23 protein-coding genes and 1 pseudogene are annotated in these 26,440 nt (G+C 75.8%); 11 read left to right on the top strand and 13 right to left on the bottom strand.

Annotated elements, in window-relative coordinates:
* The first annotated feature begins 93 nt into the window (after nucleotides 1-93).
* Entirely contained in the window at nucleotides 94-291 is a 198-nt protein-coding gene (locus tag ACI8AC_RS05065) for a DNA-binding protein (protein ID WP_456895808.1), read from the top strand.
* 2 nt (nucleotides 292-293) lie between these two features.
* Here ACI8AC_RS05065 and ACI8AC_RS05060 read toward each other — a convergent pair whose 3' ends face one another.
* Nucleotides 294-854: a dihydrofolate reductase family protein gene (locus ACI8AC_RS05060; RefSeq protein ID WP_456895806.1), complete on the bottom strand. Its 561-nt coding sequence runs from the start codon at nucleotides 852-854 to the stop codon at nucleotides 294-296.
* Between the two features lie 183 nt (nucleotides 855-1,037).
* Here ACI8AC_RS05060 and ACI8AC_RS05055 point away from each other — a divergent pair, with 183 nt between their 5' ends.
* Nucleotides 1,038-2,288: a DUF222 domain-containing protein gene (locus ACI8AC_RS05055; RefSeq protein ID WP_456895827.1), complete on the top strand. Its 1,251-nt coding sequence runs from the start codon at nucleotides 1,038-1,040 to the stop codon at nucleotides 2,286-2,288.
* A 443-nt stretch (nucleotides 2,289-2,731) separates the two neighbouring features.
* On the opposite strand, the gene ACI8AC_RS05050 is transcribed toward ACI8AC_RS05055, so the two are convergent.
* Together ACI8AC_RS05050 and ACI8AC_RS05045 are read right to left on the bottom strand one after the other, a co-directional pair.
* A complete protein-coding gene (locus ACI8AC_RS05050) occupies nucleotides 2,732-3,961 on the bottom strand; it encodes an MFS transporter (protein ID WP_456895804.1) in 1,230 nt (409 codons plus the stop codon).
* A 136-nt stretch (nucleotides 3,962-4,097) separates the two neighbouring features.
* Entirely contained in the window at nucleotides 4,098-5,018 is a 921-nt protein-coding gene (locus tag ACI8AC_RS05045; protein WP_456895802.1) for a LysR family transcriptional regulator, read from the bottom strand.
* An 86-nt stretch (nucleotides 5,019-5,104) separates the two neighbouring features.
* Between ACI8AC_RS05045 and ACI8AC_RS05040 the strand changes: the two genes are divergently transcribed.
* Genes ACI8AC_RS05040 through ACI8AC_RS05020 form a run of 5 tightly spaced genes read left to right on the top strand, consistent with a single transcriptional unit; the run spans nucleotide 5,105 to nucleotide 10,399 of the window.
* Nucleotides 5,105-6,109: a cyclase family protein gene (locus ACI8AC_RS05040; RefSeq protein ID WP_456895800.1), complete on the top strand. Its 1,005-nt coding sequence runs from the start codon at nucleotides 5,105-5,107 to the stop codon at nucleotides 6,107-6,109.
* 11 nt (nucleotides 6,110-6,120) lie between these two features.
* On the top strand, nucleotides 6,121-7,275 hold the full coding sequence (locus tag ACI8AC_RS05035; RefSeq protein ID WP_456895798.1) for an FAD-dependent oxidoreductase: 1,155 nt from the start codon (nucleotides 6,121-6,123) through the stop codon (nucleotides 7,273-7,275).
* Nucleotides 7,276-7,289: 14 nt separating this feature from the next.
* Nucleotides 7,290-8,228 carry a VOC family protein gene (locus ACI8AC_RS05030; protein ID WP_456895796.1) on the top strand — a complete coding sequence of 313 codons (939 nt, stop codon included), beginning with the start codon at nucleotides 7,290-7,292 and terminating at the stop codon, nucleotides 8,226-8,228.
* Nucleotides 8,229-8,240: 12 nt separating this feature from the next.
* The gene (locus ACI8AC_RS05025; RefSeq protein ID WP_456895794.1) at nucleotides 8,241-9,221 is read left to right on the top strand and encodes a fumarylacetoacetate hydrolase family protein; all 981 of its coding nucleotides are present in this window, start codon (nucleotides 8,241-8,243) and stop codon (nucleotides 9,219-9,221) included.
* Between the two features lie 11 nt (nucleotides 9,222-9,232).
* Nucleotides 9,233-10,399 carry an alpha/beta hydrolase family protein gene (locus ACI8AC_RS05020; RefSeq protein WP_456895792.1) on the top strand — a complete coding sequence of 389 codons (1,167 nt, stop codon included), beginning with the start codon at nucleotides 9,233-9,235 and terminating at the stop codon, nucleotides 10,397-10,399.
* 51 nt (nucleotides 10,400-10,450) lie between these two features.
* Here the strand turns inward: ACI8AC_RS05020 and ACI8AC_RS05015 are convergent, their stop codons facing one another.
* Both ACI8AC_RS05015 and ACI8AC_RS05010 read right to left on the bottom strand, forming a co-directional pair.
* A complete protein-coding gene (locus tag ACI8AC_RS05015) occupies nucleotides 10,451-11,572 on the bottom strand; it encodes a carboxylate-amine ligase (protein WP_456895790.1) in 1,122 nt (373 codons plus the stop codon).
* A gap of 136 nt (nucleotides 11,573-11,708) precedes the next feature.
* The gene (locus ACI8AC_RS05010; protein ID WP_456895789.1) at nucleotides 11,709-12,548 is read right to left on the bottom strand and encodes a class II glutamine amidotransferase; all 840 of its coding nucleotides are present in this window, start codon (nucleotides 12,546-12,548) and stop codon (nucleotides 11,709-11,711) included.
* 104 nt (nucleotides 12,549-12,652) lie between these two features.
* On the opposite strand from ACI8AC_RS05010, the gene ACI8AC_RS05005 reads away from it, so the two are divergent.
* Nucleotides 12,653-13,123 (top strand): heme-degrading domain-containing protein, encoded by a 471-nt coding sequence (locus ACI8AC_RS05005; RefSeq protein ID WP_456895787.1) that lies wholly within the window; start codon nucleotides 12,653-12,655, stop codon nucleotides 13,121-13,123.
* Nucleotides 13,124-13,147: 24 nt separating this feature from the next.
* Here the strand turns inward: ACI8AC_RS05005 and ACI8AC_RS05000 are convergent, their stop codons facing one another.
* Nucleotides 13,148-14,344 (bottom strand): MFS transporter, encoded by a 1,197-nt coding sequence (locus ACI8AC_RS05000; protein ID WP_456895785.1) that lies wholly within the window; start codon nucleotides 14,342-14,344, stop codon nucleotides 13,148-13,150.
* A 171-nt stretch (nucleotides 14,345-14,515) separates the two neighbouring features.
* On the opposite strand from ACI8AC_RS05000, the gene ACI8AC_RS04995 reads away from it, so the two are divergent.
* A complete protein-coding gene (locus ACI8AC_RS04995; protein WP_456895784.1) occupies nucleotides 14,516-15,946 on the top strand; it encodes a selenium-binding protein SBP56-related protein in 1,431 nt (476 codons plus the stop codon).
* A 153-nt stretch (nucleotides 15,947-16,099) separates the two neighbouring features.
* On the opposite strand, the gene ACI8AC_RS04990 is transcribed toward ACI8AC_RS04995, so the two are convergent.
* From ACI8AC_RS04990 to ACI8AC_RS04970, 5 genes and pseudogenes are all read right to left on the bottom strand, one after another.
* Entirely contained in the window at nucleotides 16,100-18,532 is a 2,433-nt protein-coding gene (locus tag ACI8AC_RS04990) for a PQQ-dependent sugar dehydrogenase (RefSeq protein WP_456895782.1), read from the bottom strand.
* Between the two features lie 161 nt (nucleotides 18,533-18,693).
* Nucleotides 18,694-19,491, bottom strand: coding sequence for an alpha/beta fold hydrolase (locus ACI8AC_RS04985; RefSeq protein ID WP_456895780.1), 798 nt, complete (start codon nucleotides 19,489-19,491; stop codon nucleotides 18,694-18,696).
* Between the two features lie 21 nt (nucleotides 19,492-19,512).
* A pseudogene (locus tag ACI8AC_RS04980) lies at nucleotides 19,513-20,295 on the bottom strand (methyltransferase domain-containing protein).
* Between the two features lie 130 nt (nucleotides 20,296-20,425).
* Nucleotides 20,426-22,069, bottom strand: a complete 1,644-nt coding sequence (gene pgi / locus ACI8AC_RS04975) for a glucose-6-phosphate isomerase (RefSeq protein WP_456895778.1) — start codon at nucleotides 22,067-22,069, stop codon at nucleotides 20,426-20,428.
* A 78-nt stretch (nucleotides 22,070-22,147) separates the two neighbouring features.
* Nucleotides 22,148-22,573: a hypothetical protein gene (locus ACI8AC_RS04970; protein ID WP_456895776.1), complete on the bottom strand. Its 426-nt coding sequence runs from the start codon at nucleotides 22,571-22,573 to the stop codon at nucleotides 22,148-22,150.
* 170 nt (nucleotides 22,574-22,743) lie between these two features.
* Here ACI8AC_RS04970 and ACI8AC_RS04965 point away from each other — a divergent pair, with 170 nt between their 5' ends.
* Nucleotides 22,744-24,267 (top strand): long-chain-fatty-acid--CoA ligase, encoded by a 1,524-nt coding sequence (locus ACI8AC_RS04965; RefSeq protein ID WP_456895774.1) that lies wholly within the window; start codon nucleotides 22,744-22,746, stop codon nucleotides 24,265-24,267.
* The gene (locus tag ACI8AC_RS04960) at nucleotides 24,267-25,670 is read left to right on the top strand and encodes a wax ester/triacylglycerol synthase family O-acyltransferase (protein ID WP_456895772.1); all 1,404 of its coding nucleotides are present in this window, start codon (nucleotides 24,267-24,269) and stop codon (nucleotides 25,668-25,670) included. The genes ACI8AC_RS04965 and ACI8AC_RS04960 overlap by 1 nt, the downstream gene beginning before the upstream one ends.
* 29 nt (nucleotides 25,671-25,699) lie before the next feature.
* Here the strand turns inward: ACI8AC_RS04960 and ACI8AC_RS04955 are convergent, their stop codons facing one another.
* Both ACI8AC_RS04955 and ACI8AC_RS04950 read right to left on the bottom strand, forming a co-directional pair.
* Complete coding sequence (locus ACI8AC_RS04955; protein ID WP_456895770.1) at nucleotides 25,700-25,954, bottom strand: hypothetical protein; 255 nt, start codon at nucleotides 25,952-25,954, stop codon at nucleotides 25,700-25,702.
* 108 nt (nucleotides 25,955-26,062) lie between these two features.
* Nucleotides 26,063-26,395: an alcohol dehydrogenase catalytic domain-containing protein gene (locus ACI8AC_RS04950; protein WP_456895825.1), complete on the bottom strand. Its 333-nt coding sequence runs from the start codon at nucleotides 26,393-26,395 to the stop codon at nucleotides 26,063-26,065.
* Nucleotides 26,396-26,440 lie beyond the last annotated feature (45 nt).

Raw genomic sequence — 26,440 nt, 5'->3', positions numbered from 1 at the left:
CGCCCGCCCCGGCTCCCCGCGTCGGCGGGTCCGGGGAGGACGTCGACGGGACGGGCGCGATGAGTCCCGGGGCCGGACGTGGTCTGCCCTGGCATGACCGACGACGACCTGCCCGAGTCCATCGGCCGCCCGGCGCTCGGTGCGCTGCGCGCGGCTGGGATCACCCGGCTGTCCGAGGTGGCCCGGCACCGCGAGGAGGAGCTGCTCGCCCTGCACGGTGTGGGCCCGAAGGCGGTCCGGCTCCTGCGGGCGGAGCTGGCCGAGCGCGGTCGGGGCTTCGCCGGGGCGTGAGCTCAGCGGGTCCGGTAGCGCGCGTAGATCAGCCCGCTGTCGAAGGCCCGCTCCTCGACCAGGTCGAGATCGAGGCGTACGCCGTCGGGGAAGAAGCGCTTGCCGCCGCCGACCACGCTCGTGGTGACGAAGAGGTGGTACTCGTCCACCAGGCCCGCCGCGATCGCCTGGGCAGCGAGGTTCGGGCCGTCGACGGTGAGGTCGTGATCGGCCTCGGCCTTGAGCCGGCGCACCGCGTCCGGGTCGAAGGTCCGCTCGATCCTGGTCCGCTCGCTCGACACCGACTCCAGCGTCGTGGAGTGGACGATCTTCTCGGCGGCCTGCCAGTCCTCGGCGTACTGCAGGACGTGCGGAGGCACGCCGGGCTCCTCGTGCACGGTCTCCCAGAAGACCATCGTCTCGTACATCCGCCGGCCGTAGAGGTACGTGCCGACGGAGCGGAAGACGTCGCCGATGAAGGTGTGCACCTCCGGGTCGTCGGCCGGCCCGGTGCCGAGGTCACCCTCGGCTGCCTCGGCGTAGCCGTCGAGCGAGGTGATCATCGAGTAGATGAGCTTGCCCATGCGTCTCCTCCGGGTACGAGCGCGTCGGTCCCTGGGTGGTCCCGGAGGCTGTGACCCGCGCGGGACCCGGAACTCATCGAGCGGCCCGTCGTGGTGACCGCCCCCGCCTCTCCTCGTCCACGGGGCCGCTGCCGAGGACCCGGAAGTGTCGTACCTGCAGGTCAGGATGGGGTCGTGCTGGAGATGCAGCCCCCGCGACCGCCCGAGCCCGGCCTCCTGCTCCAGGTGGACCCGGCCGAGCTGATGGACGCCGGCAGCGAGCTGGAGGAGGTCGCCGACATCTGGGCCGCCGACGCCCGCGCCGCCCGCGCCGCTGCCGGACTCGCCGTCTGGATCGCCCGGCTGGCCCGCCGCCGGCGCCTCGACCGCGCCGCCCGCGACGCCCAGCTGTGCGCCCTCGCTGGCCGGGGCGGGCCGGGCACCGACACCCTCGACCGGCGCCCGCCGGTGCTCACCGACGTGTGCGAGGGGTTCGTGCCCGAGCTGGCCCTGCTGCGCCGCTGCTCGGAGGCCGAGGCCGCGGTGCTCGCGGTGGGATCCCTGGTCCTGGTCGAGCGGCTTCCGGCGGTGTGGAGCGCGCTCTACGCCGGGCGGATCGACCGCCGCCGCGCCGCGGTCCTGGCCGACCTGCTCGGCGAGGTCAGCGACGCCACCGCCGCCGCGGTCCTGGCCCGGGTGCTGCTCCCCGCCGGGGAGAGCACCGCCGCCCGGCTGCGCGAGCGCACCCGCCGCGCCCTGGCGCAGGTCGACCCCGACGCGCTGGCCGCCCGCCGGCAGCGCGCCGCCCGCCGCGCCGACGTCACCGTCCGCCCGGTCGCCGAGGGCCTGTCCGCCCTCGTCGCCGAGCTGCCTCCCGCCGAGGCGCTGGCCTGCCGGGAGGCGGTGCGCCGGCTGGCCGACCAGCAGCGCGCCGGCGGCGACGACCGCCCCATCGGCGTCATCCGCGCCGGCGTGGTCCACGACCTGGTGCTGCGCCCCTGGGACACCTCCCGCCCGCCGGTCACCGCCCACCTGACCGTTCACGCCGACCTGCCCGCCCTTTGCCCCACCGCCCCGACCCAGCCCGCCTGCGAGATCGACGGGGTCGTGGTTCCCGCCACCGAGTGCCGGGCCCTGCTCACCGGCCTGGGCGTGCTCGGCGTGGCCGCCGCCCCGCGCGGGGGCAGCGTCACCGTGGCGGTGCACGGCCCGACCACCGGCGCGCTGCGCGCGGTCGCCACCCGGCAGGAGCTGGCCCGCGCCGCCGGCCGCACCCGCCGCCACCGACACCGGAACCACGGCCGGGCCGGCGGGTCGCCGGATCGAGGCGTCGACACGGCGACATGTCCCCGCGGCGACTCATCGGCATCCGGACCTGTCGACGAGCAGACCTCCGCCGGGCCCGGGCTGCGCCGCCCGGCGGCCACCCGGCGCTACCGGCCCACCGCCGCCTAGCGCCGCTTCGTCCGCGCCCGCGATCGCCGCTGCCGCTGGCCCGGCTGCGCCCGACCCCCGGCCCGCCACGACCTCGACCACGCCACCCCCCACGCCGAAGGCGGCCCCACCGACTGCTGGAATCTCTGCTGCCTGTGCCGCACCCACCACCGGATCAAGACCCACACCCCCGGCTGGGCCTTCACCCTGCTCGCCGACGGCCGCGTGCTGGTGCGCACCCCCAGCGGCGTCACCCGCCTCAGCACCCCACCGGGCACCGACCGCGACACCGCACCACCCACCGGCCCACCTCGGACCGGCACCGGTCACCCCGGCGCCGGCGACGATCCGCCCTTCTGACCCCGGACGCACCGCGGCCGGCCACCCCCCGCGAGCGGAGTGGTGACCGGCCGCGGGCCGACCGACGGGCGAGCGGGCCGGGGGCGACCCCGGCCCGCCGGGGGTCAGTGCGCGGCGCCGACCGGCCGGACCAGCCGGACCCCGACCGCGGCCAGCGCGGCGACCACGCCGAGCACCAGCAGCGCCGAGTCCAGGCCGCTGAGGACGTCGGACAGCCCCAGCACCAGCAGCGGGCAGATGAACTGGCCGAGGAAGACCGCCGACGTCCACACGCCGGTGCCGCGGCCGCGCTGCTCGAAGGTCAGCGACCCCAGCGCCCAGGTGAGCAGCGAGGGCAGCAGGAGGCCGTTGCCGAACCCGGTCACCACCGCGAAGGCCACGACCACCGGGACCGAGCCGGCGATCGACAGCCCGAGCAGCCCGACGCCGGAGAAGGCGAACGCCGCCGGCACGGTGACCGCCGGGCCGAGCCGGGCCACCCGGCCGAACAGGAACGCGCCGCAGGCCGTGCCCAGCGAGCCGATCGCGCTGACCGCGCCGATGGTGCCGGTGGACTCCACGCCGATCGCGTCCAGCTTGAACGACAGCTCGACGATGAGCACGTAGAACACCAGCCCGCCGAGGAGGCTCACCCCGACCGGGGCCAGCAGCTGCCGCCACGGCAGCGGCGGCAGCGCCCCGGCGCGGGCGGTGGGCGCCGGCTGCCACACGTACCTCGCCGCGAGCAGGGCCAGCGGCAGGCTGACCGCGTACAGCCAGAACGGGGTGCGCCAGTCGGCGGCCCCCAGGGCCCCGCCCAGGCCGAAGAAGATCGTCGCCGCCACGGTGGTGAAGAGGACCTGCAGGCCGAAGTAGCGCTCCCGCTGGGAACCGTGGAAGTAGTCGGCCAGCAGCGTGGTGCAGCAGGTCATGATCGCCGCCTCGGTCAGCCCCAGCAGCACCCGGCTGGCCACGACCAGCTGCAGCGACGGCAGCCACACCGGCGCCGTCCCGACGACGGCGTAGACGACCAGCGCGCCGACCAGCAGCCGCTTGCGGCCCACCCGGTCGACGATCCGCCCGGCGATCATCGCGGTCAGGCCGATGACCAGCGCCGGGGCGGTGAGCACCACCGGGGTCAGCGCCTCGACGCCCGGGGTGCCGGCGAAGGCATCGCGGATGCGGGGCAGCACCGGGGCCAGCAGGACCGCGCCCAGCACCGCCAGGCAGCTGGAGAACAGCAGCACCAGGGCCTGCGGGCGGCCGGCGGGCCGGCCGGTCGCGGGGTCGACGGCGACCTCGCCGGCGAGCGGCTCGGCCGGCGACCGCGCGGGGTCGAGGACGTTCTCGGACACGGGCGACTCCCACCAGGGACGGGCGCCGGCCTCCGGTGACCGGCGTCACTAACCGAGGAGTGTGCGCACCCCCGCGGGCATCAGGGAACGTCCCATCGCTGATGCCCACCATCAGCGCGGGTGATGAGCGAGCCGGTCAGCCCACCGGGTCCCCGATCTCCCGCGCCGCCCGGACGAGGAGATCGCGGAAGAAGGCGTGCTCCGGGTCCCGGTCGTACACCGGGTGCCACCACACGGCCTCGAGCAGCGGCCCCGCCTCGAACGGGCACGGCAGCGCCCGGATGCCGGCGTCCGGCGGCAGCCGCCGGACCAGCCGCTCCTGCAGCAGCGCGATGCGGTCGCTGCCGGCCACCAGGCCCGGGACGGTCAGGAAGCTCTCGGTGACCACCTGCACCCGCGGCTCGATGCCGAGCATCCGCATCTGCCGCGCGGCCGGGGTGGACGCCGTCGGCCCGTAGTAGGTGGCCACCCACGGCATCGTCTCCAGCTGCCCGACCGTGATCTCGTCGCCGACGTGCGGGTTGTCCGCGGCCACGACGATCACCCACCGGTCGCGGTGCAGGTCGGCGTGCGGCAGGTCGGTGACGAACCCGTGCGGCAGGACGAGCAGGTCGGTGGCGAGCAGCGTCTGCGCCGCCTGGTCGACCGCCTCCGGCGTGTTGTGCGCCAGCCGCAGCCGGGCCCCGGGCGCCTCCGCGGCCAGGAGCCGGGCGAGGGCGTCCCCGAGGACCGCGCAGCCGTAGTCGCTCACCAGCACGGAGAACTCGCGGCTCGACTCGGCCGGGTCGAACTCCGGCTGCGCGGTGAACACCCGCTCGACGCCGTCCAGGGCGACCCGGACCCGGGGCCCCAGCTGCGCGGCCAGCGGGGTCAGCCGGTAGCTGTTGCCGACCCGGGAGAGCAGCTCGTCACCGAAGTGCCGGCGCAGCCGGGCCAGGGCCGCCGACAGCGCCGGCTGGCTGAGCCCCAGCTGCTGCGCCGCCCGCGTGACGCTGCGCTGCTCGAGCAGGGCGTCGAGGGACACCAGCAGGTTGAGGTCCAGGTTGGCCAGGTTCACGGCCGCGCAGCCTATAAGCGACGTCGATGCGGCACATCACCCATTGGCACTTCCCTGATGGGCCCGCAGCGCCGACCGTGGACGACGTGACCCGCGCCACCGACGTCCCGCCGCTCGACCGGACCGACCCCGAGGGCGCCATCGCAGCCGCAGCGAAGCGCTGCTCGAACTGGGGCCGATGGGGGGACGACGACGTGCTGGGCACGCTGAACTTCCTCACCGAGGCCAAGCGGGTCGAGGGCGCCCGGCTGGTCCGCCGCGGGGTGAGCTTCTCCCTCGCCCAGCGCTTCGACATGGACGGCCCGCAGAAGGGCTGGCGCCGCCGCACCAACCCGGTGCACACGATGCTCGACACCGGCACCGACGCCGAGCGCGGCGTCCAGGGCTTCCCGCACGGCATCGGCGGCGCCGACGACGTCATCGCGATGCCGCTGCAGGCCTCCACCCAGTGGGACGGCCTGGGCCACATCTTCGACCACGGCATGGCCTGGAACGGCCGCCGTGCCGGCGACGTCGTCACCAGCGACGGTGACAAGGTCACCGGGATCGAGACCGCCGCGGCGCAGATCGCCGGCCGCGGCGTGCTGCTCGACGTCGGGCGGGCGATCGGGGACGACGGCGAGCTCCCCGACGGCTTCGCCATCACCGTCGAGCACCTCGAGGCCACCGTCGCCGCCCAGGGGGAGAGCGCCCGGGTGGGCCGCGGCGACCTGCTGGTGGTCCGCACCGGCCGGCTCGCCCGCGCCCGCCGCGACCTCGCCGCCGGCCGCGGCTGGGGCGACTACGCCGGCGGCGCCGCCCCCGGGCTGAGCTTCACCACCGCCGACTGGCTGCACGCCACCGAGATCGCCGGCGTCGCCACCGACACCTGGGGCTTCGAGGTCCGGCCCAACGAGTTCGACGACGCCTTCCAACCGCTGCACCAGGTGGTCATCCCGAACATGGGCCTGTTCGTCGGCGAGATGTGGGACGCCGACGCCCTCGCCGCCGACTGCGCCGCCGACGGCGTGTGGGACTTCTTCCTCACCGCCGCCCCCCTGCCCGTGACCGGCGCCGTCGGCGCCCCGGTCAACCCGATCGCCGTCAAGTGAGGAGCGCCCCCGTGCCCGCCGTGACCAGCGTCCTCGTCGTCGGGGCCGGCCTCGCCGGCACCGCCACCGCCATCCACCTCGCGGCGGCGGGCGTCGCCGTCGACCTGGTCGAGATCAAGCCCGAGGTCCCCGCCCTGGGCTCCGGCATCACGCTCCAGGGCAACGCGCTGCGCGAGCTGCGCTCCCTCGGCGTGTGGGAGCAGGTGCAGGCCGCCGGCTACGCCTTCGACGTCACCGGCATCCGCGCGCCCGACCCGCACGGCAGCGTCGTCGCCGAGATCCCCGACGCCAGGACCGGCGGCCCCGACCTGCCGGCCGCCATGGGCATGCCGCGCCCGGAGCTGGCCCGCATCCTGGTCGACCGCGCGGCCGAGGTGGGCGTCGAGGTGCGGCTCGGCGCCACCTTCACCGAGCTGGCCCAGGACGGCACCGGCGTCGACGTCACCTTCTCCGACGGCGCGGAAGGCCTGGCGACCGGAGGTCGGCGCGGCCGCTACGACCTCGTCGTCGGGGCCGACGGCCTGCGCTCCTGGACCCGCCGGGCGCTGGGCATCAACCTGGAGACCAGGTCGGTCGGCATGGGCATCTGGCGGGCCTTCGGCCCCCGCCCGGCGTCGGTCACCCGCACCGACCTCTACTACGGCGGGCCCTCCTACATCGCCGGCTACTGCCCGACCGGCGACGACAGCCTCTACGCCTACATCGTCGAGGACGCGCAGGACCGCAGCGGCCTCACCCCCGAGGAGCAGCTGGCCACGATGCGGCGGCTGTCGGAGGCCTACCACGGCCCCTGGGACGAGATCCGCGCGACGCTCACCGACCCGACCCGGGTCAACTACACCTGGTTCGAGACGCACGTCCTCGACGTCCCCTGGAACCGCGGCCGCGTGGTGCTGATCGGGGACGCGGCGCACACCTGCCCGCCGACCATCGCCCAGGGCGGCGCCATGGCCCTGGAGGACGCCGTCGTCCTCGCCGAGCTGCTCACCGGGCGGGCCGCGCTCGACCAGGACCTGTGGGACGCCTTCTCCGCCCGGAGGTACGAGCGGGTGAGGACCGTCGTCGAGGCCTCCAACTCACTCGCCCAGTGGCAGCTCGACCACGTGCAGGGCGACATCCCGGGCCTCATGCGCTCGATCGCCGCGCTCACCAGCCAGCCCGCTTGAGACGAGGGACCACCATGACCCAGCGCCTGATCACCCACCTGCGGCACGTCGACCTCGCCGTGCCCGACCTCGCCACGCAGCGCGAGTTCTTCACGAACACCTGGGGGCTGACGGAGCAGCACACCGACTCCGGCCTGACCTTCCTCGCAGCCGAGGGCAGCCCCGAGCAGTACGTCGTCCGGCTGCGCGAGTCCGCCGACAAGCGGATCGACCTGATCTCCTTCGGCGCGAAGGACGCCGCCGACGTCGACACCCTGGCCGGGCGGATGGCCACCGCGGGCGTGCGGCTGGTGCACGAGCCGAGGACCCTGCAGACCCCCGGCGGCGGCTACGGCTTCCGCTTCTTCGACAACGAGGGCCGCACCGTCGAGGTCAGCTCGGACGTCGCCGTCCGGACGCACCGGCCGGTCGAGGAGGGCGAGTCGATCCCGGTGCGCCTGTCCCACGTGGTCGTCAACTCGGCCGACCCCGAGGGCACCGTGGCCTTCTACGAGCGGCACCTCGGGTTCGCGCTCTCCGACACCCTCATGCACCCGCGGATGGGCGACATGATGTGGTTCCTGCGCACCAACGCCTGGCACCACTCGATGGCCGTCGCCCGCGGCCCGCACCCCTCGCTGCACCACGCCAGCTTCGAGATGCGCGGCATCGACGAGTACATGCGCGGCACCGGGCGGCTGCTGCGCGCCGGTGTGGAGAAGATCTGGGGCCCCGGCCGCCACATGGCCGGGAACAACACCTTCTCCTACTTCCTCGACCCGCACGGCAACACCGTCGAGTACACGACGGAGCTCGAGCTGGTCGACGAGGACACCTGGCACCCGCACCTGTACGACTTCACCCAGCCCGAGGTCTCCGACCAGTGGGGGACGGCGAACGCCATGAACGAGTTCGTCGCGGCCCGGTCGTTCAACGACCCGGACAAGGGCCTGTTCGTGGCCCCGCCGGTCTGAGCGGGGCGTCCGATGCGCTTCGCCACCTGGGACGACGGCGGGATCGTCACCGCCGGCGTCGTCGGCCAGCACGGGCTGCACGCCCTGCCGCCCGACGTCACCGTGCTCGACCTGGTCCGCGCCGGGCTGCCGGCCGCGCGGGACGCGGGGCTGGCGGCGCTGTCCGCGCCCGCGGTCCCGCTGGCGGAGGTCCGGCTGCTGCCGCCGCTGCAGGCCCCGACCGTGCGCGACTTCGTCGCCTTCGAGGAGCACGTCGAGGGGGTGCGCAAGGCGATCGACGGGGTCGCGGAGGTGCCGCCGGAGTGGTACCAGGCGCCGACGTTCTACTTCACCAACCCCTACGCGCTGGTCGGCGCGCACGACGACGTCCCGGTCCCGCCGGGATCGCAGCGGTTCGACTTCGAGCTCGAGGTCGCCGTCGTCGTCGGCTCTGTCGGCGGCTCGGACGGCGCCTCGCTGACGCCGGAGCAGGCCCGCGAGCACGTGTTCGGCTACACGGTGCTCAACGACTGGTCCGCCCGCGACCTGCAGGCCCGGGAGATGAAGGTCAACCTGGGCCCGGCCAAGGGCAAGGACTCCGCCACCACGCTGGGCCCCTGGCTGGTCACCGCCGACGAGCTCGAGCCCTACCGGGACGACGACGGCTTCCTGGCCCTCGACCTGCGGGTGTCGGTCAACGACGTGGAGGTCGGCCAGGACCTGCTGTCCAACATGGGCTGGCCCTTCGAGGAGCTCATCGCCTACGCCTCCCGCGGGACCGAGGTGCGCGCCGGCGACGTCCTCGGCTCGGGCACCTGCGGCAACGGCGGCTGCCTGGCCGAGCTGTGGGGAACCCGCGGTGACGCCGCTCCCCCGCCGCTGCGGCCCGGCGACGTCGTCGAGATGACCGTCGAGGGCATCGGCACCCTCCGCAACCGGGTCGTCGAGGGCGTCCAGCTGCCCCCGGTGCGGCCGGCCCGGCCCCGCTCGCGGGCCCGCACCCGCAACTCCTGAGAGGAACCCGCGTGTTCGAGTACTTCCCGACCGGCCCCTACACCTGGAACCTGTCCGTCGTCGCCACGCTGAACTCCGGGGGGCTGATCGACGAGGTCGACCGCGCCTGCCGGCCGATCAAGGACGCCGCGAACGCCGGCGAGGACGCCGGGACGCCGGACTTCCTGCGCGCCTGGACCGCGCTCACCGACCAGCTCGTCGAGCAGGCGGAGGAGGCGGAGAAGGCCGGGCACCTCCGCACCGCCGGGCAGCTGTGGTTCCGCGCCAGCAACTACCTCGCCCAGGCCGAGCGGATGCTGGCGCACTCCGACCCCGACCGCGTGCCGACCTACCGCCGGTTGCTGGAGATCGCGCAGAAGGCGTTCGAGACGCACAGCCCGCGGGTGTCCCGGGTGGCCGTCCCCTACGAGGGGACGACGCTGCCGGCCTACTTCAGCGCCGCGCCGGCCACCGAGCACGGTCCCGCGCCGGTCGTCGTGCTGGTCAACGGGCTGGACTCCACCAAGGAGCACATGTACGCCTCGAACCACTGGGAGGAGCTCGCCGCGCGCGGCATCTCCTGCCTGATGCTCGACCAGCCCGGCACCGGCGAGGCGCTGCGGCTGCAGGGCCTGACCGCCCGCATCGACACCGAGGCCTGGGCCGGCGCGGCGGTGGACTGGCTCGAGCGGCGCGAGGACGTCGACGCCGCCCGCATCGGCATCGTCGGCTGGTCGCTGGGCGGCTACTACGCCCCGCGCGCCGCGGCCTTCGAGAAGCGGTTCGCGCTCTGCGCGGCGTGGGGCGCCAACCACGACTGGGGCGCGGTGCAGCGCCGCCGCCGGCAGCGGGAGGGCGAGCGCCCCGTCCCGCACTACTGGGAGCACGTGCTCTGGGTGTGGGGTCACACCGACCTCGACGAGTTCATCGAGTTCGCCGACGCGGTGCACCTCGAGGGCGTGGTGGAGCGGATCACCGTGCCGTTCCTGGTGGCGCACGGCGCGAACGACCGGCAGATCCCGCTGGAGATGGCGCACCGCTCCTACGACCAGGCGGTCAACTCCCCCAAGCGGGAGCTGCGGGTCTTCACGCCCGAGGAGGGGGCCACCGAGCACATCGGCCTGGACCACCTCCCCCACGTGAGCACGTTCGTCGCCGACTGGGTGGCCGACACCTTCGCCGAGCTCGCCCGGGGCTGACCGGCCCGCGGGGGCGGGCCGGCGGGGGTCGGCCCGCGGGGGCGGGCCGGCTCAGCCCTCCGGGACCCGCGGGGTGGGCGGCGTGTAGCCCACCTCGCCGTCGGCCAGGGTCGCCGCGGCCAGGGCCGCCACGAGACCCCCCGGTCCCACCTGGCGGCGCAGGGCCCGCTGGCGGGCGGCGCCCGAGCGGGCGGCGAGCCGCGCCTTCAGCAGCCCGCGCAGCAGGACGGCGTCCCCCGACTCCTCCAGGGCCGGCGCCAGGTACGCGAGCAGGCCGGGCAGCACGTCCCGCCCGGGCAGCCACCGCCTGGTGGCCGGGTCCAGGAGGAGGCCGCCGAGCCCGCGGCGCGCGGCGGCCACCACGGAGGCCGCCAGCGCCGCGTCCGGCAGCTCCGGCGGCGGGGCCCCGGCGACCGCCTCCCGGAGGGCGGTGACCACCAGGCCGCGGCAGAGACCCGCCAGCAGCACCGCCTCGGCCGCGGTGAGCGCGGCGTCGGCGACCCGCACCTCCACGGTCGGGTAGCGCGGGGAGAGGCGGGCGAACCAGTAGACGCTGGCCGGGTCGAGCGCGGCCCCCTCGGCGATCCGCTCGGCGACGCCCTCGTCCCAGGCGGCGGCGTCCCGGAACCGCGGGGGCAGGAGGGCCGTCGGCCAGGCCCGCAGGACGGCGTGCCGGTAGCTGGCCCAGCCGGTGTCCCGGCCCCGCCAGAACGGGGAGTTGGCCCCCAGCGCCAGCAGCACCGGCAGCCAGCCGCGGATCCGGTCGACCACCGCCACCCCGAGGTCCCGGGACGGCACGCCGACGTGCACGTGCGTCGCGCACGACACGTCCTCCCCTGCGGGGCTCCACCGGTCGAGCATCAGCCGGTACCGCGGCGACGGGGTGACGGCGATCCGACCGGGCACGCGGTACGGCGGGGTGCCCGCGGCCACCAGCAGGACGCCGAGCTCCCCCGCCGCGGCGGCCAGCGCCCGCCGGCCACGGGTCAGGTCCCCGGCGAGCGCCCGCAGGTCCGTCCGCACCTGGGAGGTGCTCTCCACCTGGAACCGCATGAGCTCGGCCTGCAGGCCGGCCTCCCCCGGCAGTGCCTGCAGCAGGTCGGGGGCCACGGTCGCGGCCACGCCGTCCGGGTGGAGCAGCAGGAACTCCTCCTCGACGCCCACGGTGGTCACCCGGGCAGCCGGGAGCGGGCCGGCCGGGACGGGGACGGCACCGCTGCCGGCCGGCGGGACGGGCCCGGGCGTCACCGCGGCCGCCGCTGCGCCGGAGGGCGCCGGGCCACGGGGTGTTCCCTCCACGGAGGCCGGCTCAGGCCGCCGCCGGGACGGCGGGGGCGAAGGGCAGCAGCTGCTGCTCCCCCGCCCGCACCACCACGCAGCTGGACTCGGGCACCTCGTGCCAGGCACCCCGGAGGTCACCGAGCGGTTCGGAGACCACCAGCCGGGCCCGGTCGGACACGCGCTGCAGCAGCGGGTTGTCGGGGTACTGGGCCCGCAGGGTGGAGACGTCCGTGCTGGTGAACAGCGAGCGCGACCGCCCCTCGCTGGAGTACCGGAAGGCCCACAGCGACTCGCCGTCGGTGGTGATCACGGTCATCTGCACCGGGAAGTCGATGCCGTGCCGCCGGCCGGTCTCCTCGATCAGCCCCACGGCGCGGGCCACCGCGGCCGGCGGGTCCTCCTCCAGGCCGAGGGTGAGCGCGAGGGAGAAGAACAGCTCCGAGTCGGTGGACCCCTCGATCAGCGGGAACAGCTCCGGGGCGACGGCGATGGCCAGGTCGCGGCGGACCAGGGGGAACCCGGCGAGGACGCCGTTGTGCGCCCACAACCACCGGTCGTGGCGGAACGGGTGGCAGTTGGTCTGCTGGACCGCCGTCCCCGTGGAGGCCCGGATGTGGGCGACCACGAGGGGGGCCTCCACGTGCGCGGAGAGCTCCTGGAGGTTGCGGTCGTTCCAGGCCGGGTCGGTGCTCCGGAACAGCCCGGGCCGGGGCCGGCCGTCGTACCAGCCCACCCCGAAGCCGTCGCCGTTGGTCGGCTCGGCACCGAGCCGGGAGTGCAGGCTCTGCATCACCAGCGAGTTCGCCGGCCGGTACAGCAGGTCCTCGAGCAGGACGGGATCCCCCGAGTAGGCGAGCCAGCGGCACATGCCGCCATCCCAGCCCCGGCACGGCGCGGCCGCCTCCCCCGCCGGGGATGAGGCGTCGGGCGGCCCCGAGGGGACCCCGGCGCGGCGACCGGTAGGAAGGGCGCATGCCCGACGACTTCCCGTCCCTCGCCGAGCTCGCCGCCGAGGAGGAGGAGCTGCAGTTCACCGGCTTCACCAACGACGACGCGTGGGACCTGGGCTCGGCGCTCGTGGCCGCCGCCCGCCGGGACGGCGCCCCGGTGGCGGTCGCCGTCGTCCGCAACGGCCACCGCCTGTTCTCCGCCGCGCTGGCCGGGGCGACGCCCGACAACGACGCGTGGATCGAGCGGAAGCTGCGGGTCGTGCACCGGTTCGGGCACGGCAGCCTGTACGTCCGGCAGGCCTCGGTCGAGCGCGGGACCACCTTCGAGGCGGAGTTCGGCCTCGACCCGCTGCGCTACGCGGCGCACGGCGGCGCCTTCCCGATCTCGGTCCGGTCTGTCGGGCCGGTCGGGGCGGTGGCGGTCTCCGGGCTGCCGCAGCTCGCCGACCACCGCATGGTCGTGGCGGCGGTGCGGGCGCACCTCGGCCGCTGACCGCCGGGCCACCGGCCCCGGCGGTCAGCGGCGGGAGCCGGCCACCGGGTCCCCCTGCCCGGCCGCGGCCCGCACCACCGCGACGCTCAGGGCGGCGCCGGCCAGGGCCACGCCCGCGGCGAGGGCGAAGGCCGGCAGGAAGGTGCCCGCCGACTCGGCGAGGAACCCGCCCAGCGGCGGGCCGCACAGCTGCGCGACGCCGAAGGCGAGGGTGCAGCGGCCGAACGCACCGGCGAACTCCCGCGGGGTGAGCGAGTCCGACAGGTGGGCGGCGATGACGGCCGGCAGCCCGGACATCGTGAGGCCGAACAGCAGCGCCGACAGGGCGGCGAACGGCTCGACCCCCAGCGGGACGGCGGCGATGGCGGCCGCCATGCCCAGGTAGCCCACCACCAGCGCGCGGCCCCGCCCCCACCGGTCCGACAGCGGGCCGAGCAGCAGGCCCCCGAAGACCAGCGCCACGCCGACCAGGGTGTAGACGGCCGCGGCGTGGCGGTCGGAGAACCCGGCGTCGTCCTCGAGCGCGCTCACCAGGTAGGTCGTGTAGACCGAGTAGGCCAGGCCGTAGGCGGCGTAGCCACCGGCCAGGCCCAGCCAGCCGGGCACCCGGCGCAGCGCCCGGGGGCGCGCGGGTGCCGCGTCGTCGCGGTGCGGTGCCGGGCGCAGGAACGCCAGGCACAGCGCGAGGGTGACCGCCGCGATGCCCGCCTCGAGCAGGTAGACCGTGCGCCAGGAGGCGTCCCCGCCGGCGGAGTGCAGCGCCGCGGCCAGGGCGCTGGCGACCACGATGCCGAGCCCGATGCCGGAGCCGGCGACGCCGATGGCGGCGCCGCGCCGGGAGGGGCGCACGACCGACCCGGCCAGGCCCGGGGCCGGCACCCAGATGAGCGCGCCGCCCAGGCCGGTCAGGCCCAGGCCGGCGGCGAGCCGGCCCGCCCCGCCCGCGGAGGCCGCGATCCCCAGCCCGGCGGTGCTCGCGGCCAGCCCGACCCGGATCAGCGTGGCCGGGGCGGCCCGGGCGGCGACGACGCTGACCAGCAGGGTGCCGAGCAGGTAGGCCCCGACGTTGACGGTGCCCACGAGGCCGGCGACGGCGTAGGAGCCGAGCAGGTCCGCGTTGATCGACGGCAGCAGGATGGCGAAGGAGAACCGGCCGAAGGCCTGCGCCACCGCCGACGCCAGGGCCACCAGGACCACCAGGACCCGCGGTCGTACCCGCACGCGCACCTCCCCGCCGCCGGGGCAGGTGCCCCGGTCCGGTCGCGATCCTGCCGGAGCCGGCGGCCGGGGGGCGCGGGGTCCCCCATCGGCGGGCCCGAGGTCCCTGGCCGCGTCCCCCGGCGGCGGCGAAGCATCGGATCACCACGATCACCCCGTCGAGGAGAGAAGACGATGAGCGGACCGACCGGCACCGCCGTCCCGACCGACCCCACCTTCTACCGCAGCGCCGCCGAGGCCATCGCCGCACCGACCGAACGGCTGGCCTACGTGGTGGCCTTCGACCGGTCCGGGCAGCGCCCGGATGCGCTGACCGTCGTGGACACCGACGCCGCCTCGGACACCTACGGGCAGGTCGTCGGGTGGGTCGACATGCCGACCACCGGGGACGAGCTGCACCACTTCGGCTGGAACGCCTGCTCCAGTGCCCTCATGCACGCCGGGCACGACACGGGGGACGACGGGCTGCAGCGGCGGTACCTCCTGGTGCCGGGCATCCGCAGCTCCCGGGTGCACGTCTTCGACACCCACCCCGATCCCCGGTCCCCGCGGCTGCACAAGACGATCGAGGCCGAGGAGCTGCGCACCAGGGCCGGCTACTCCCGGCCGCACACGCTGCACTGCGGGCCGGACGGGGTGTTCCTCACCTGCCTCGGTGGGTCGGAGGACGGGGGCGGCCCCGGCGGCATCGCCCTGCTCGACCACGCCACCTTCGACGTCATCGGGCCGTGGGAGACCGACCGGGGCGACCAGCACCTGGCCTACGACGCCTGGTGGCACCTCAACCAGAACACCCTCGTCTCCAGCGAGTGGGGCACCCCCTCGATGATCGAGGACGGTCTCGTCCCCGACCTGCTGCTCGGTCAGCAGTACGGGCACCGCCTGCACTTCTGGGACCTCGCCGAGGGCAGGCACCGGCAGACCGTCGACCTCGGGGCCGAGCACCAGATGGTGCTCGAGATCCGCCCCTCGCACGACCCGGACGCCACCTGGGGCTTCGTCGGCGTCGTCATCTCCACGGCCGACCTGTCCGCCTCGGTGTGGCGCTGGCACCGGGAGGGGGACGCCTGGCAGGTCGACGAGGTCATCACCATCCCGGCCGAGCCCGCCGACCCGGCCGACCTCCCCCCGGCGCTGCAGCCCTTCGGCGCGGTGCCCCCGCTGGTCTCGGACATCGACCTGTCGGTGGACGACCGGATGCTCTACGTCTCCTGCTGGGGCACCGGTGAGCTCAAGCAGTACGACGTGTCCGACCCGGCCGCCCCGCGCGAGGTCGGGTCGGTGCACCTGGGCGGGATCGTGCGGCGCGCCCCGCACCCGGCCGCCCCGGCCGAGCGGCTCGCGGGCGGGCCGCAGATGGTCGAGGTCAGCCGGGACGGGCGGCGGGTCTACGTGACCAACTCGCTGTACGGGGCCTGGGACGACCAGTTCTACCCCGACGGGGTCGGCGCCTGGATGGCCAGGATGGACACCGATCCGGTCTCGGGCGGCCTCACCCTCGACGAGCGGTTCTTCCCGCACGGCGAGGAGTTCCGGGGGCTGCGGGTGCACCAGGTGCGCCTGCAGGGCGGTGACGCGTCGTCCGACTCGTACTGCTACCGCTGACCGCCCCGCCGCCCTGCCCTCGCCGCCCGCCCCGCATCCCCTCCCGCCGTGATCACGGGGTGCGGCCCGCCGACGCGCCACCACCGGCGTGTCCGGCGGCGACGACCCCGTGATCACCGCGGAGGGGGCGGGGAGCCCACCCGGCCGGCCGGGTCAGCCGAGGGGCACTGCGGTGCAGGGCCCGCCGTCCGTCCCGACGAACGTGGCCACGTGGGTGGCCGTGCCGTCGGCGGTGACGTCGTGCGCCTGCGCCCCGCCGTCGGACCAGCCGCCGAACACGCACGTCACGTCGCCGAAGGTCTGCGGTGACGGCGCCGACAGGCTGTTGGACGAGCCCTGGATCACCGCGGCGGTGATCGGTGCCTGGCCGGTCCGCCCACCGAGGCCCAGCACGACCCCGGGCGGGTCCGAGGCGACGGTGAGCTCGACCGTCCGCGGATCCAGGCGCCGCGTGACCGTCGTGGTGGCACCCGCGGAGTCGGTGGCGGTGAGCCGCAGCTCCAGGTGCGCCGGGAACCCGTGGTCCGGGGCGGCGATCGAGGCCCCGGCCACCCCCGTCCAGGTCCGGAGCGGGTGGGCGTGGCAGGCGTCCGGGCAGTGCTGCAGGACGACCTCCCACGTGAGGTCGCTCGCCGGCAGGACGCCGTCCTCCGGGTCGGTCGCCGACCCGGTGAAGGAGATGGTCCCGCCCACGGCCCACGCCCCCGCCGGCTCGTCGATCACCGGCTCCGGTGGCGCGTCCACCGTGCCGCCGGACCAGCCCACCCGGGTCAGCGCCGCCTCCCCGCCCTCGTACCACTCGACGCGGACCTCGTGCGTCCCGGCGGTCAGCGTCCGCGTCGCGGTGAACACCGACGCCGGCTGGTCGCGCCACTCGTCGACGAGCAACTCGCCGTCGACCCACACGCGGATCCCGTCGTCGGCCGTCGCGGTGAACGTCCAGGGGCCCTCGGCCGGGAAGTCGAACTCCCCCGTCCAGCGGGCGGAGACGTCGTCCGCGGCGAGCCCGCCCGGCGCACCGGTCCCCCAGTCGTGGTCCAGCGGGGCGGCCTCGCAGGCCCGCACGGCCGGCTCCCCCACCGGCTCCCGGCCGGGGAAGTACTCGGCGAGGAACTGGCCGGCGGGGCAGGACACCGGCCCGGCCGCGCCGTGGCTGATCCGCCGCACGGTGCCGCCGACGAGGTCGACGTAGAACAGCTCGCCGGCCGGCGAGATCTCCAGGTCCACCGGCCCCGCGGCGCCGGTGACGAACGGCGTGGCGCGCGATCGGTCCGGCAGCCCGTCGGCCCCCGGGGGGACCGCCCAGATGCAGTTGCGGGAGTAGTCGGAGAAGAACAGCGCGCCGTCGTACCGGGACGGGTAGGGGCCGCCCTCGTAGAAGGAGAACGCCGCCCCGGAGAGGGAGGACCCCCGGGCGGGGTCGCAGTCCTCGTCGGGGGTGACCGGCGCGCCGTGGGCGTAGGTCAGGAAGGGCACCGCGTGCGCGGCCTCGTCGGCGTAGAGGTCCGCGCAGATCGGCAGGCCCGCGGCCGCGTAGCCGGGCTGCCGCTCGCCGCCCTCGTAGCAGGGCCAGCCGAAGTTCGGCACGCCGGCCGTCGGGTCGGCGATCCGGTTGACCTCCTCGACGGCGCGCCAGCCGACGTCGCCGAGCCAGATCTCGCCGGTGCCCGGCCGCTGGTCCATCCGGAACGGGTTGCGCAGGCCGTGCGCGACGATGCGCCGGGCGTTGGGGTCGGCCGCGCCGGCGGCCGGGTTGTCCGGCAGCGCCTCGCCCGTGTCCGGGGAGACCCGGATGACCGTGCCGGCCAGCGTCACCGGGTCACCGGGGGTGCGCAGGTCCTGGGACCGCAGCGCCCCGCCCTCGGCCGCGGGCGGGCTGAGCACCTCGCCCACCGCGCCGGGCGGGTCCCCGCAGGGGTTGCCGCCGGCCTGGCCGTGGTCGACGACGTCGAAGCTCGCGCCGTCGCCCGCGGAGACGTAGAGGGCGCCGTCCGCGCCGACGAGCAGGTCGCCGACGCCGTGGCTCGGGTACTGCTGGCACCAGTCGTGCACGAGCACCTGCTGGGTGGTGCTGCCGTCTTCGAGGGTGAGCCGGGCGAGCACCCCGCTGACCGCGCACCCCGCGCCGGTGGCGCCGGGCGGGTCGGGGCAGGGGTCGCTGTCGGCTCCCGGCGTCCCCCACCGCGGCGCGGTCCCGCCCACCGGGCCGTCGAACGTGTAGAGCACGTACAGGTACGGGCGGGCCGGGAAGGCCGGGTCCACCGCCAGGCCCAGGAGCCCCCGGTCCCAGAAGTTGTGCACCTCCGTGCGCAGGTCCGCGACCTGGGTCGGGGTCGCGTCGTCGAGGCCGTCGTACATCTGCACCGTGCCGCGCTTCTCCGCGGCGAACACCCGGCCGTCGGGGGCGAACCGGACCGCGGTCGGCTGCATCAGGCCGCTGAACGCCGCCGCCTCGGTGAACCCGCGGGGCAGCACGGCGGCCTCCGCCCCGCCGGCGCCGGCGACCACCAGCAGGGACAGCAGCACCGCCAGGACGGCGGAGACGGCGACCGGGCGCCGGGCACCGGCGCGGGAGAGGACGGGCACGGGGTTCCCCCTGGCCGCGGTCGAGGCGACCCGGGGTCGGCTCCCCCGGTGGACACGCGGTCGGCGGACCCTAGCCCGGCCCGGCCCACCCGCCGGACGCCGGGGGGGCGCTCACCCGCCGGGGGTCACCGCGCGCTCCCCTCCCGTCGCGCTGCGCCCGCTCAGCGGTGGCGCGTCCCCTGCAGGAAGCGCCGGACCTCGGCGTCGAACTCCTCCGGCGCCTCGAGGTTGGTCACGTGCCCGACCCCCGGGAGCAGCACCAGCCGGGAGCCGGGGATCGCCGCGTGCAGCGCCTCGGCCACGGGGCGGGGCGCCCGCACGTCCTCGGCGCCGTACAGCAGGAGGGTGGGGACGGCGACGGTCGGCAGCACGTCGCGGAGGTCGGCGTCGGCGAACGCGGTCAGCATCGACCGCGTCCCCGCCGGGCGGGCGTCGAGCATGACGGTGCGCACGAGGTCGAGCGTCTCCTGGGGCACCGGCCCGGCGAAGAACCCCGGCAGGTAACCGTCGACCCACTCGGCCGGCGGGCGGTCCAGCTCGGCCCGGACCCGGGACAGGCGGGCCTCGACCTCCTCCGGCGGCAGCGACCCCTTCCACCCCGCGTAGGCCGACGCCAGCACCAGCGACCGGACCAGCCCGGGGTGGCGCCGGTACACCGCGAGCGCCAGGCCGCCGCCGAAGGAGAGGCCGCACAGGTGCACCGGGCCCAGGTCCAGCGCCCCGGCGAGGTCGGCGACCGCGTCGGCGTACCCGGCGATGGTCAGGTCGGCGGGCGGGTCCGGTGAGCCGCCGCAGCCGGGCGCGTCCCACGCCACCACGTCGAACTCGTCGGACAGGTCGTCGAGCTGCGGCCCCCAGTCCCGGCCGTCGCTCCACCCGCCGTGGAGCAGCAGCAGCGGCTCACCCGCCCCCGCGCGGCGGTAGGCGATCGACAGACCACCGGCCCGGACGAGATCCACGGCGAGGTCCACGGGCGAGGCTCAGCCGGGCTTCCGGGCCAGGAAGGGGTGCCCGTACACCTCGTAGGCGCGGGCGTTCGCCTCCCCTCCGGCCTCGCCGAAGGTGTCGCAGGGCTCGCCGATCTCGACGTCGGTGAACCCGGCCTCGGTGAGCATCCTCTGCCAGCCCGCACGGGGCAGCCCGCCGGCTATCTAACCGGTCCAGAGGTCGATGTCGCGCACCGCCGCCTCGGGCACCGGCCGGCCGTTGGCGATGTCGGCGAAGGAGAACCAGCCGCCGGGGCGCAGCACGCGGCGGACCTCCCCGAGCACCGCGCGCTTGTCGGCGCACAGGTTGACCACGCCGTTGGACACGACGACGTCGGCCCAGCCGTCCTCCACCGGGAGGTCCTCGGCCAGGCCCTCGCGGAACCCCACGTGGTCGAGCCCCAGCTCCCGGGCGGTGGCGCGGGACCGCTCGAGCATCTCCGGCGTCATGTCGACCCCGACGACGCGCCCGCCGGGACCGACCAGGCGCGCGGCGAGGAAGGTGTCGAGGCCGCCGCCCGAGCCGACGTCCACCACGCGCTCGCCCGGCTCCGGGCGGCGCAGCGCGAAGGGGTCGGCGACCCCGGCGAAGGACTCCACGGCGCGGTCCGGGAGCGCGGCGACGGCGTCCTCGTCGTAGCCCAGCCGCCGGGCCAGCACCCGGCCGGTGTGGAAGTGGTACTCCCCGGACGGGTCGACGGCGACCTGCCGGTACTTCTCGCGGACCTGGTCGCGGAGCCGGCCCGGGTCGACGGGGAGCTGCGTGGTGCGGGTCATGGCGGCCTCCTCGCGTGCCCGCCGGTCGTGGCACCGAGGGGCTGCCGGTGCCCTGCCCTCACCGTCCCGCCGGCACCGGTCGACCTCAAGGCCCCCGCACGTGTCGATCGGGTGACGGCCCCGTTGCGGCTCACACGCGGCGGCCGCGCAGCTCCCGGTAGTGCTCGACGAGGGCGGTGGTGGAGGCGTCCTGGTCCAGCTCGGGCACCTCGGGCGAGCTCAGCGCCGGCCCGAGCTCGCGGGCCAGGACCTTGCCGAGCTCGACGCCCCACTGGTCGAAGGAGTCGATCTGCCAGATCACGCCCTGGGTCATGACGGCGTGCTCGTAGAGGGCCACCAGCTGGCCGAGGGTGGACGGGGTGAGCCGCGGGGCCAGGACCGTCGTCGAGGGCCGGTTGCCGGGCATGACCTTGTGCGGCACCAGCTCCTCGGGGGTCCCGTCGGCGGCCACCTCCTCGGCGGTCTTCCCGAACGCCAGGGCGGCGGCCTGGGCGAACATGTTGGCCATCAGCAGGTCGTGCATCTCGCCGATGTCGTGCACCGGCTCGCCGAAGCCGATGAAGTCGGCCGGCACCAGCGTCGTCCCCTGGTGCAGCAGCTGGTGGAACGCGTGCTGGCCGTTGGTGCCCGGCTCGCCCCAGTACACCTCGCCGGTCGCCGTCGTCACCGGCTGCCCGTCCCAGCGCACCGACTTGCCGTTGCTCTCCATGGTGAGCTGCTGCAGGTAGGCCGGGAACCGGGAGAGGTACTGGCTGTAGGGCAGGACGGCGTGGCTCTGCGCGCCGAAGAAGTCCGTGTACCAGACGCCGAGCAGGCCCTGCAGGACCGGCAGGTTCGACTCGAAGGGCGCCGTCCGGAAGTGCTCGTCGACGGTGTGGAAGCCGGCGAGCATCTCGTCGTAGGCCTCCGGGCCGATCGCGACCATGAGGGACAGCCCGATGGCGGAGGTGTAGGAGTACCGGCCGCCGACCCAGTCCCAGAACTCGAACATGTTCTCCGGGTCGATGCCGAACTCGCGGACCGCCTCGGTGTTGGTCGACACCGCGACGAAGTGCTTGGCCACGGCCGACCCGTCGGCGCCGAGGCCGGACAGCAGCCAGTCGCGGGCGACCTGCGCGTTGGTGAGCGTCTCCAGCGTGGTGAAGGTCTTGGAGCAGACGACGAACAGCGTCTCGGCCGGGTCGAGGTCGCGGGTGGCCTCGGCGAAGTCGGTGGGGTCGACGTTGGAGACGAACCGCGCGGTGAGGTCCCGGTCGCTGTAGGCGCGCAGCGCGGTGTAGGCCATCGCGGGGCCGAGGTCGGAGCCGCCGATGCCGATGTTCACGACCGCCCGGATCCGCCGGCCGGTGGAGCCGACCCACTCCCCCGACCGCACCCGCCCGGCGAAGTCCCGCATCCGGCCGAGCACCTCGTGCACGTCGGCGGTCACGTCCTGGCCGTCCACGCTCAGCGGCCGGTCGGCCGGTGCGCGCAGCGCGACGTGCAGGACGGCGCGGTCCTCGGTGGGGTTGACGTGCTCGCCGCCGAACATGGCGTCGATCCGCTCCCGGAGGCCGGCCCGCTCGGCCAGCGCGACGAGCAGCCGCAGCGTCTCGTCGGTGACCCGGTGCTTCGAGTAGTCGAGGTACAGGTCGCCGGCGCGCGCGGTCATCCGCCGCCCGCGGTCGGGGTCCTCGGCGAACAGCTCGCGCAGGTGCCGTCCGGCGACGGCGCGGTGGTGCTCGGCCAGCGCGCCCCACTCCGGCGTCGCGGTGATGTCCAGGGTGGTCTCCAAGGCTGCCTCCGGGCGGTCGCGGTTCTCCGCCCACCCTGGTGGGTTCCGCCGCAGCAGTCCAAACGGGGCCGCCCCCGGTCACCGGGCCGCGGGTCGCACCAGGCGGACCAGCGCGACCAGGACCCCGATCGCGGCGCCCACGACCCCGATCCAGAGGACGACGCGGACCACGGCGGGCCACGCGCCCGCGAGGTCGAACGGGAAGACCTGCAGGACCCGCACCGTCGCGGCCAGCCCCAGGGCGGTGGTGACCAGCTCCCCCAGCGCGACCAGCCGGCGGGGGTCCCACACCAGCTCCACGGCGGCGACCACGATGCCGGCCACGAGCGTGGCGTCGACCAGGCCCAGCGCCTGCGGTGTCGCGTCGGTGAGGAAGGGCACCGCCTCCCACCCCGGCCACACGTGGAGGAGCCACAGCAGGACGCCGTTGACCAGGGCCCCCACGAGGTAGCCGGCCCTCCGCTGCCCCGCGGGCGGGCGGCGCACGGTGCGCACGGTGGTCATGACCGGACCGTAGGAACGGCGCCCGGCGCCCGCCCGGGGCCCGAAGTCCCTCCCCCTACCGCCTTCGGACCGGTGCTGCCCGGGTGCGCCGGGGGCCACGGTGACGTCGAACGGGACCGCGCCCCGCCCGGGGGCCGCCCCCGACCGTGTCGTCCCGGGAGGACACTGCCGTGAGCCTGAACCTCGCCACCATCCTCCGCGAGGCCGCCCGCTCCCACCCCGAGAAGGACGCGCTGCTCTTCGACGGCGGCGCGGTCAGCTACGCGGAGCTGGACGCGGCCTCGGACCGCTTCGCCACCGGCCTCGCCGCGCGCGGGCTCGGTCCCGGGGACGCGGTCGCGCTGCAGCTGCCCAACGTGCCGCAGTTCGCCGTCGCCTACTTCGGCGTCCTCAAGGCCGGGTGCGTCGCCGTCCCCGTGAACGTCCTGTTCAAGGCCGGCGAGGTCGGCTACGTGCTCGGGGACTCCGGTGCCCGCGTGCTGGTCACCTGGAGCGGCGTCGCCGACGAGGCGGCGAAGGGCGCAGCGGACGCCGGGGTCACCGACGTGGTCGTCCTCGCCACCCCCGGTGCCCCGCGCACCACCGTCGGCCGGCCGTTCGAGCAGCTCCTGGAGACGCCGGTCCTGGGCCGGCCCCCGCTGCACCAGCCCGACCCCGGCGACACGGCGGTGATCGTCTACACCGCGGGGACCACCGGCCGGCCCAAGGGCGCGGAGCTCACCCACTTCCAGCTGTTCATGAACGCCGACACCCCGGGTCGGCTGTTCGGCATCCGGGACGACGACGTCGTCCTGGCCGTGCTGCCGCTGTTCCACGTCTTCGGTCTTTCGAGCATCCTGAACTGCGGGGTCCGGTTCGCCGCGACGCTGGCCCTGGTCCCCCGCTTCGAGGCCACCGCCGTCATGGAGGCGATCCAGCGGCACCGCGTCACCGTCTTCGAGGGCGTGCCGACGATGTTCATCTCGGTGCTCGACCACCCCCACCGCGAGCGGTACGACCTCTCCTCGCTGCGGGTCGGCATCTCCGGCGGCGCCCCCATCCCGGCCGAGGTCATCGACCGGTTCGAGCGCACCGTCGGCGCCGTCGTCCTCGAGGGCTACGGGCTGTCGGAGACCGCGTCGACGACGACGTTCAACGTCAGCGAGCAGGACCGGCGGGTCTACAGCATCGGCAGGCCCGTCTACGGCGTCGAGGTCGAGGTCTGGGACCCCGAGGGCCGGCCGCTGCCCCCGGGCCGGGAGCACATCGGCGAGCTCGTCGTGCGCGGCTTCAACGTCATGAAGGGCTACCACGGGCGCCCCGAGGCGACCGCGGAGGCGATGGCCGGGGGCTGGTTCCACACCGGCGACCTCGGCTACGTCGACGAGGACGGCTACTTCTTCGTCGTCGACCGCGCGAAGGACCTGATCATCCGCGGTGGCTACAACGTCTACCCGCGCGAGGTCGAGGACGTCCTCCACACGCACCCGGCGGTCGCCGAGGCCGCGGTCGTCGGCGTCCCCGACGACCGCCTGGGCCAGGAGGTCACGGCCTTCGTCGCGCTGCGGCCCGGGCAGGAGGCCACCGAGGACGAGCTCGTCGGGTACGTCCGGGAGCGGGTCGCCTCGTACAAGTACCCCCGCTCGGTGCACTTCCGCGCCCATCTGCCGCTGAACGCGACCGGCAAGGTCCTCAAGCGGGAGCTGGTCGGCTGATGGAGCGGATGGGACCGCTGGACGCCGCGTTCCTGCAGGGCGAGGACGAGGAGGCCGGGGTCTCCCTGGCCATCGCCTCCATCGCCGTCTTCGAGGGCCCGGCGCCGGCCCAGCAGGAGTTCGCCACCATGCTCGCCGGCCGGCTGCCGCTGGTCCCGCGGTACCGCCAGCGGGCCGTGGAGGTCCCCCTCGACCTCGGCCCGCCGGTGTGGGTGGACGACCCCGACTTCGACCTCGGCCACCACCTGCGGCGGACGGCGCTGCCCGCGCCCGGCGGGGACGCCGAGCTGGCCGCGCTCATGGGCCGGGTCATGTCCGGCCGGCTCGACCGCGACCGCCCGCTGTGGGAGTACTGGCTGGTGGAGGGCCTGGCGGAGGGCCGGTGGGCGCTGATCTCGAAGATCCACCACTGCATGGCCGACGGCATCTCCGGCACCGACCTCTACCGGGTCGTCCTCGACGAGACACCCGAGCCGCGGCCGCCGGTCCCCGACGACTGGCATCCCGGCCCGATGCCCTCCCGGTTGCGGCTGGCCGGCGCCGCGGCGGCGTCGCTGGCCGCCCTGCCCGCCGACCAGGCCCGGGCCCTCGCCGGGGTGCTGCAGCGGCCGGGGGACCTGGCCCGGGCCACCCGCGGGACCGTGCGCGGGCTGGCCGGGCTGGCCGGTGCCCTCGTCCCCGCCGCGCGGTCCTCCCTGACCGGCCCGCTGTCGGCGTCACGGCGGTTCGCCTTCGCCCGCGGCTCGGTGGCCCAGGTGGGCGAGGTCCGCCGCGCCCTGGGCGGCACCTTCAACGACGTCGTCCTCGCCGCGATCACCGCCGGGTTCCGGCAGCTGCTGCTGCGCCGCGGGGAGCTGCCCCGCCCGCACGTGGTGCGCACGCTCGTCCCGGTCTCGGTGCGCCCGCCGGGCGCCGAGAGCATCCGCGACAACCGGGTCTCCCTGCTGCTCGCCGAGCCGCCGGTGCACCTGGCGGACCCGGTCGAGCGGCTGGTCGCGGTCCGGGCCCACCTCGCCGAGCTGAAGGCCCGGCAGGAGGCCGAGGCGGGCGCCGCCGTCGTGGCGGTCGCCGGCCACGGCGTGTTCCCCGCGGTCGCCTCGCCCGTGCGGATCGCCGCGCACCTGCGGCAGCGGTCCGTCGTGACCGTGACGACGAACGTGCCCGGGCCCCGCCGGCCGCTCTACGCCCTGGGCCGGCGGTGCGTCGAGATCGTCCCGTACGTGCCGATCGCCTCGACGCTGCGCACCGGGGTGGCGGTCTTCAGCTACTGCGGTGCGGTCACCGTCGGGGTCACCGCCGACGCCGCCGCGGTGCCCGACGTCGCCGTCCTCGCCGCCGGCATCGAGGCCGGGCTGGACGAGCTGGTCGTCGCGGCCCGGGCCACCACGCCCGCCGGGGCCTGACGTGGAGTGCGCGCCGGCCGCCGCACCCGTCAGCGCAGCACGGCCACCTCCAGGGCACCGGAGGCGGCCGGGTCGTCGAAGAGGTCGTAGGCCTCGGGCACCTGGTCGAAGCCGAACCGGTGGGTGACGATCCGGCCGGCGTCGAGCCGGCCGGCGCGCGGCATGCGCAGCAGCACGGGGGTGGTGGAGGTGTCCACCAGGCCGGTGGTGATGGTGACGTCGCGGATCCAGAGGTCCTCCAGGTGCAGCGTGGTGGGCTTGCCGTGGACGCCGATGTTGGCCACCCGGCCACCCGGCCACCCGGCCGCCGGGCCGGACGACGTCGACGGCCAGGTCGAAGGCCGCGGGCACCCCGACCGCCTCCATGGCCACGTCGGCGCCGAGCCCGGCGGTCATGACCGCCGCCAGCCCGACCGGCCCCGCCCCGACGATGACGACGGTGTCCCCGGGCCGGACGCCGCCGTTGAGCAGGAGCTGATGCAGGACAGCAGCACCCGGTCCCCGGGGCGCACGGTGCGCACGCCGGGTCCCACCTCGGTCACCGTGCCGAGGGCCTCGTGGCCGAGGATCGTCCCGGGCGTCACCTCGGGCACGTCCCCGCGCAGGATGTGCAGGTCGGTACCGCAGATGGTGAACGCGTCGACGCGGACGACGGCGTCCTCGGGGTCCTCGAGGCGGGGGTCCGCGACGTCCTCCCACGACCGCTGGCCGGGGACGGCCTCCAGTGCACCGCCGGGCCCGCCGCCCGCCGGGAGTGACGGACGTCCCGG

This window comes from Geodermatophilus sp. SYSU D00758 (assembly GCF_054049955.1).
This window is presented reverse-complemented; position numbering and strand designations above follow the sequence as displayed.

Bases quoted from the DNA above. Each gene is read 5' to 3' on its own strand.
- ACI8AC_RS05005 (WP_456895787.1), top strand. From the start codon at position 12,653: ATGCCCGACGACTTCCCGTCCCTCGCCGAGCTCGCCGCCGAGGAGGAG.
- ACI8AC_RS05055 (WP_456895827.1), top strand. From the start codon at position 1,038: ATGCAGCCCCCGCGACCGCCCGAGCCCGGCCTCCTGCTCCAGGTGGAC.
- ACI8AC_RS05025 (WP_456895794.1), top strand. From the start codon at position 8,241: ATGCGCTTCGCCACCTGGGACGACGGCGGGATCGTCACCGCCGGCGTC.
- ACI8AC_RS04960 (WP_456895772.1), top strand. From the start codon at position 24,267: ATGGAGCGGATGGGACCGCTGGACGCCGCGTTCCTGCAGGGCGAGGAC.
- ACI8AC_RS05030 (WP_456895796.1), top strand. From the start codon at position 7,290: ATGACCCAGCGCCTGATCACCCACCTGCGGCACGTCGACCTCGCCGTG.
- ACI8AC_RS05065 (WP_456895808.1), top strand. From the start codon at position 94: ATGACCGACGACGACCTGCCCGAGTCCATCGGCCGCCCGGCGCTCGGT.
- ACI8AC_RS05010 (WP_456895789.1), bottom strand. From the start codon at position 12,548: ATGTGCCGCTGGCTCGCCTACTCGGGGGATCCCGTCCTGCTCGAGGAC.
- ACI8AC_RS04995 (WP_456895784.1), top strand. From the start codon at position 14,516: ATGAGCGGACCGACCGGCACCGCCGTCCCGACCGACCCCACCTTCTAC.
- ACI8AC_RS04970 (WP_456895776.1), bottom strand. From the start codon at position 22,573: ATGACCACCGTGCGCACCGTGCGCCGCCCGCCCGCGGGGCAGCGGAGG.
- ACI8AC_RS05060 (WP_456895806.1), bottom strand. From the start codon at position 854: ATGGGCAAGCTCATCTACTCGATGATCACCTCGCTCGACGGCTACGCC.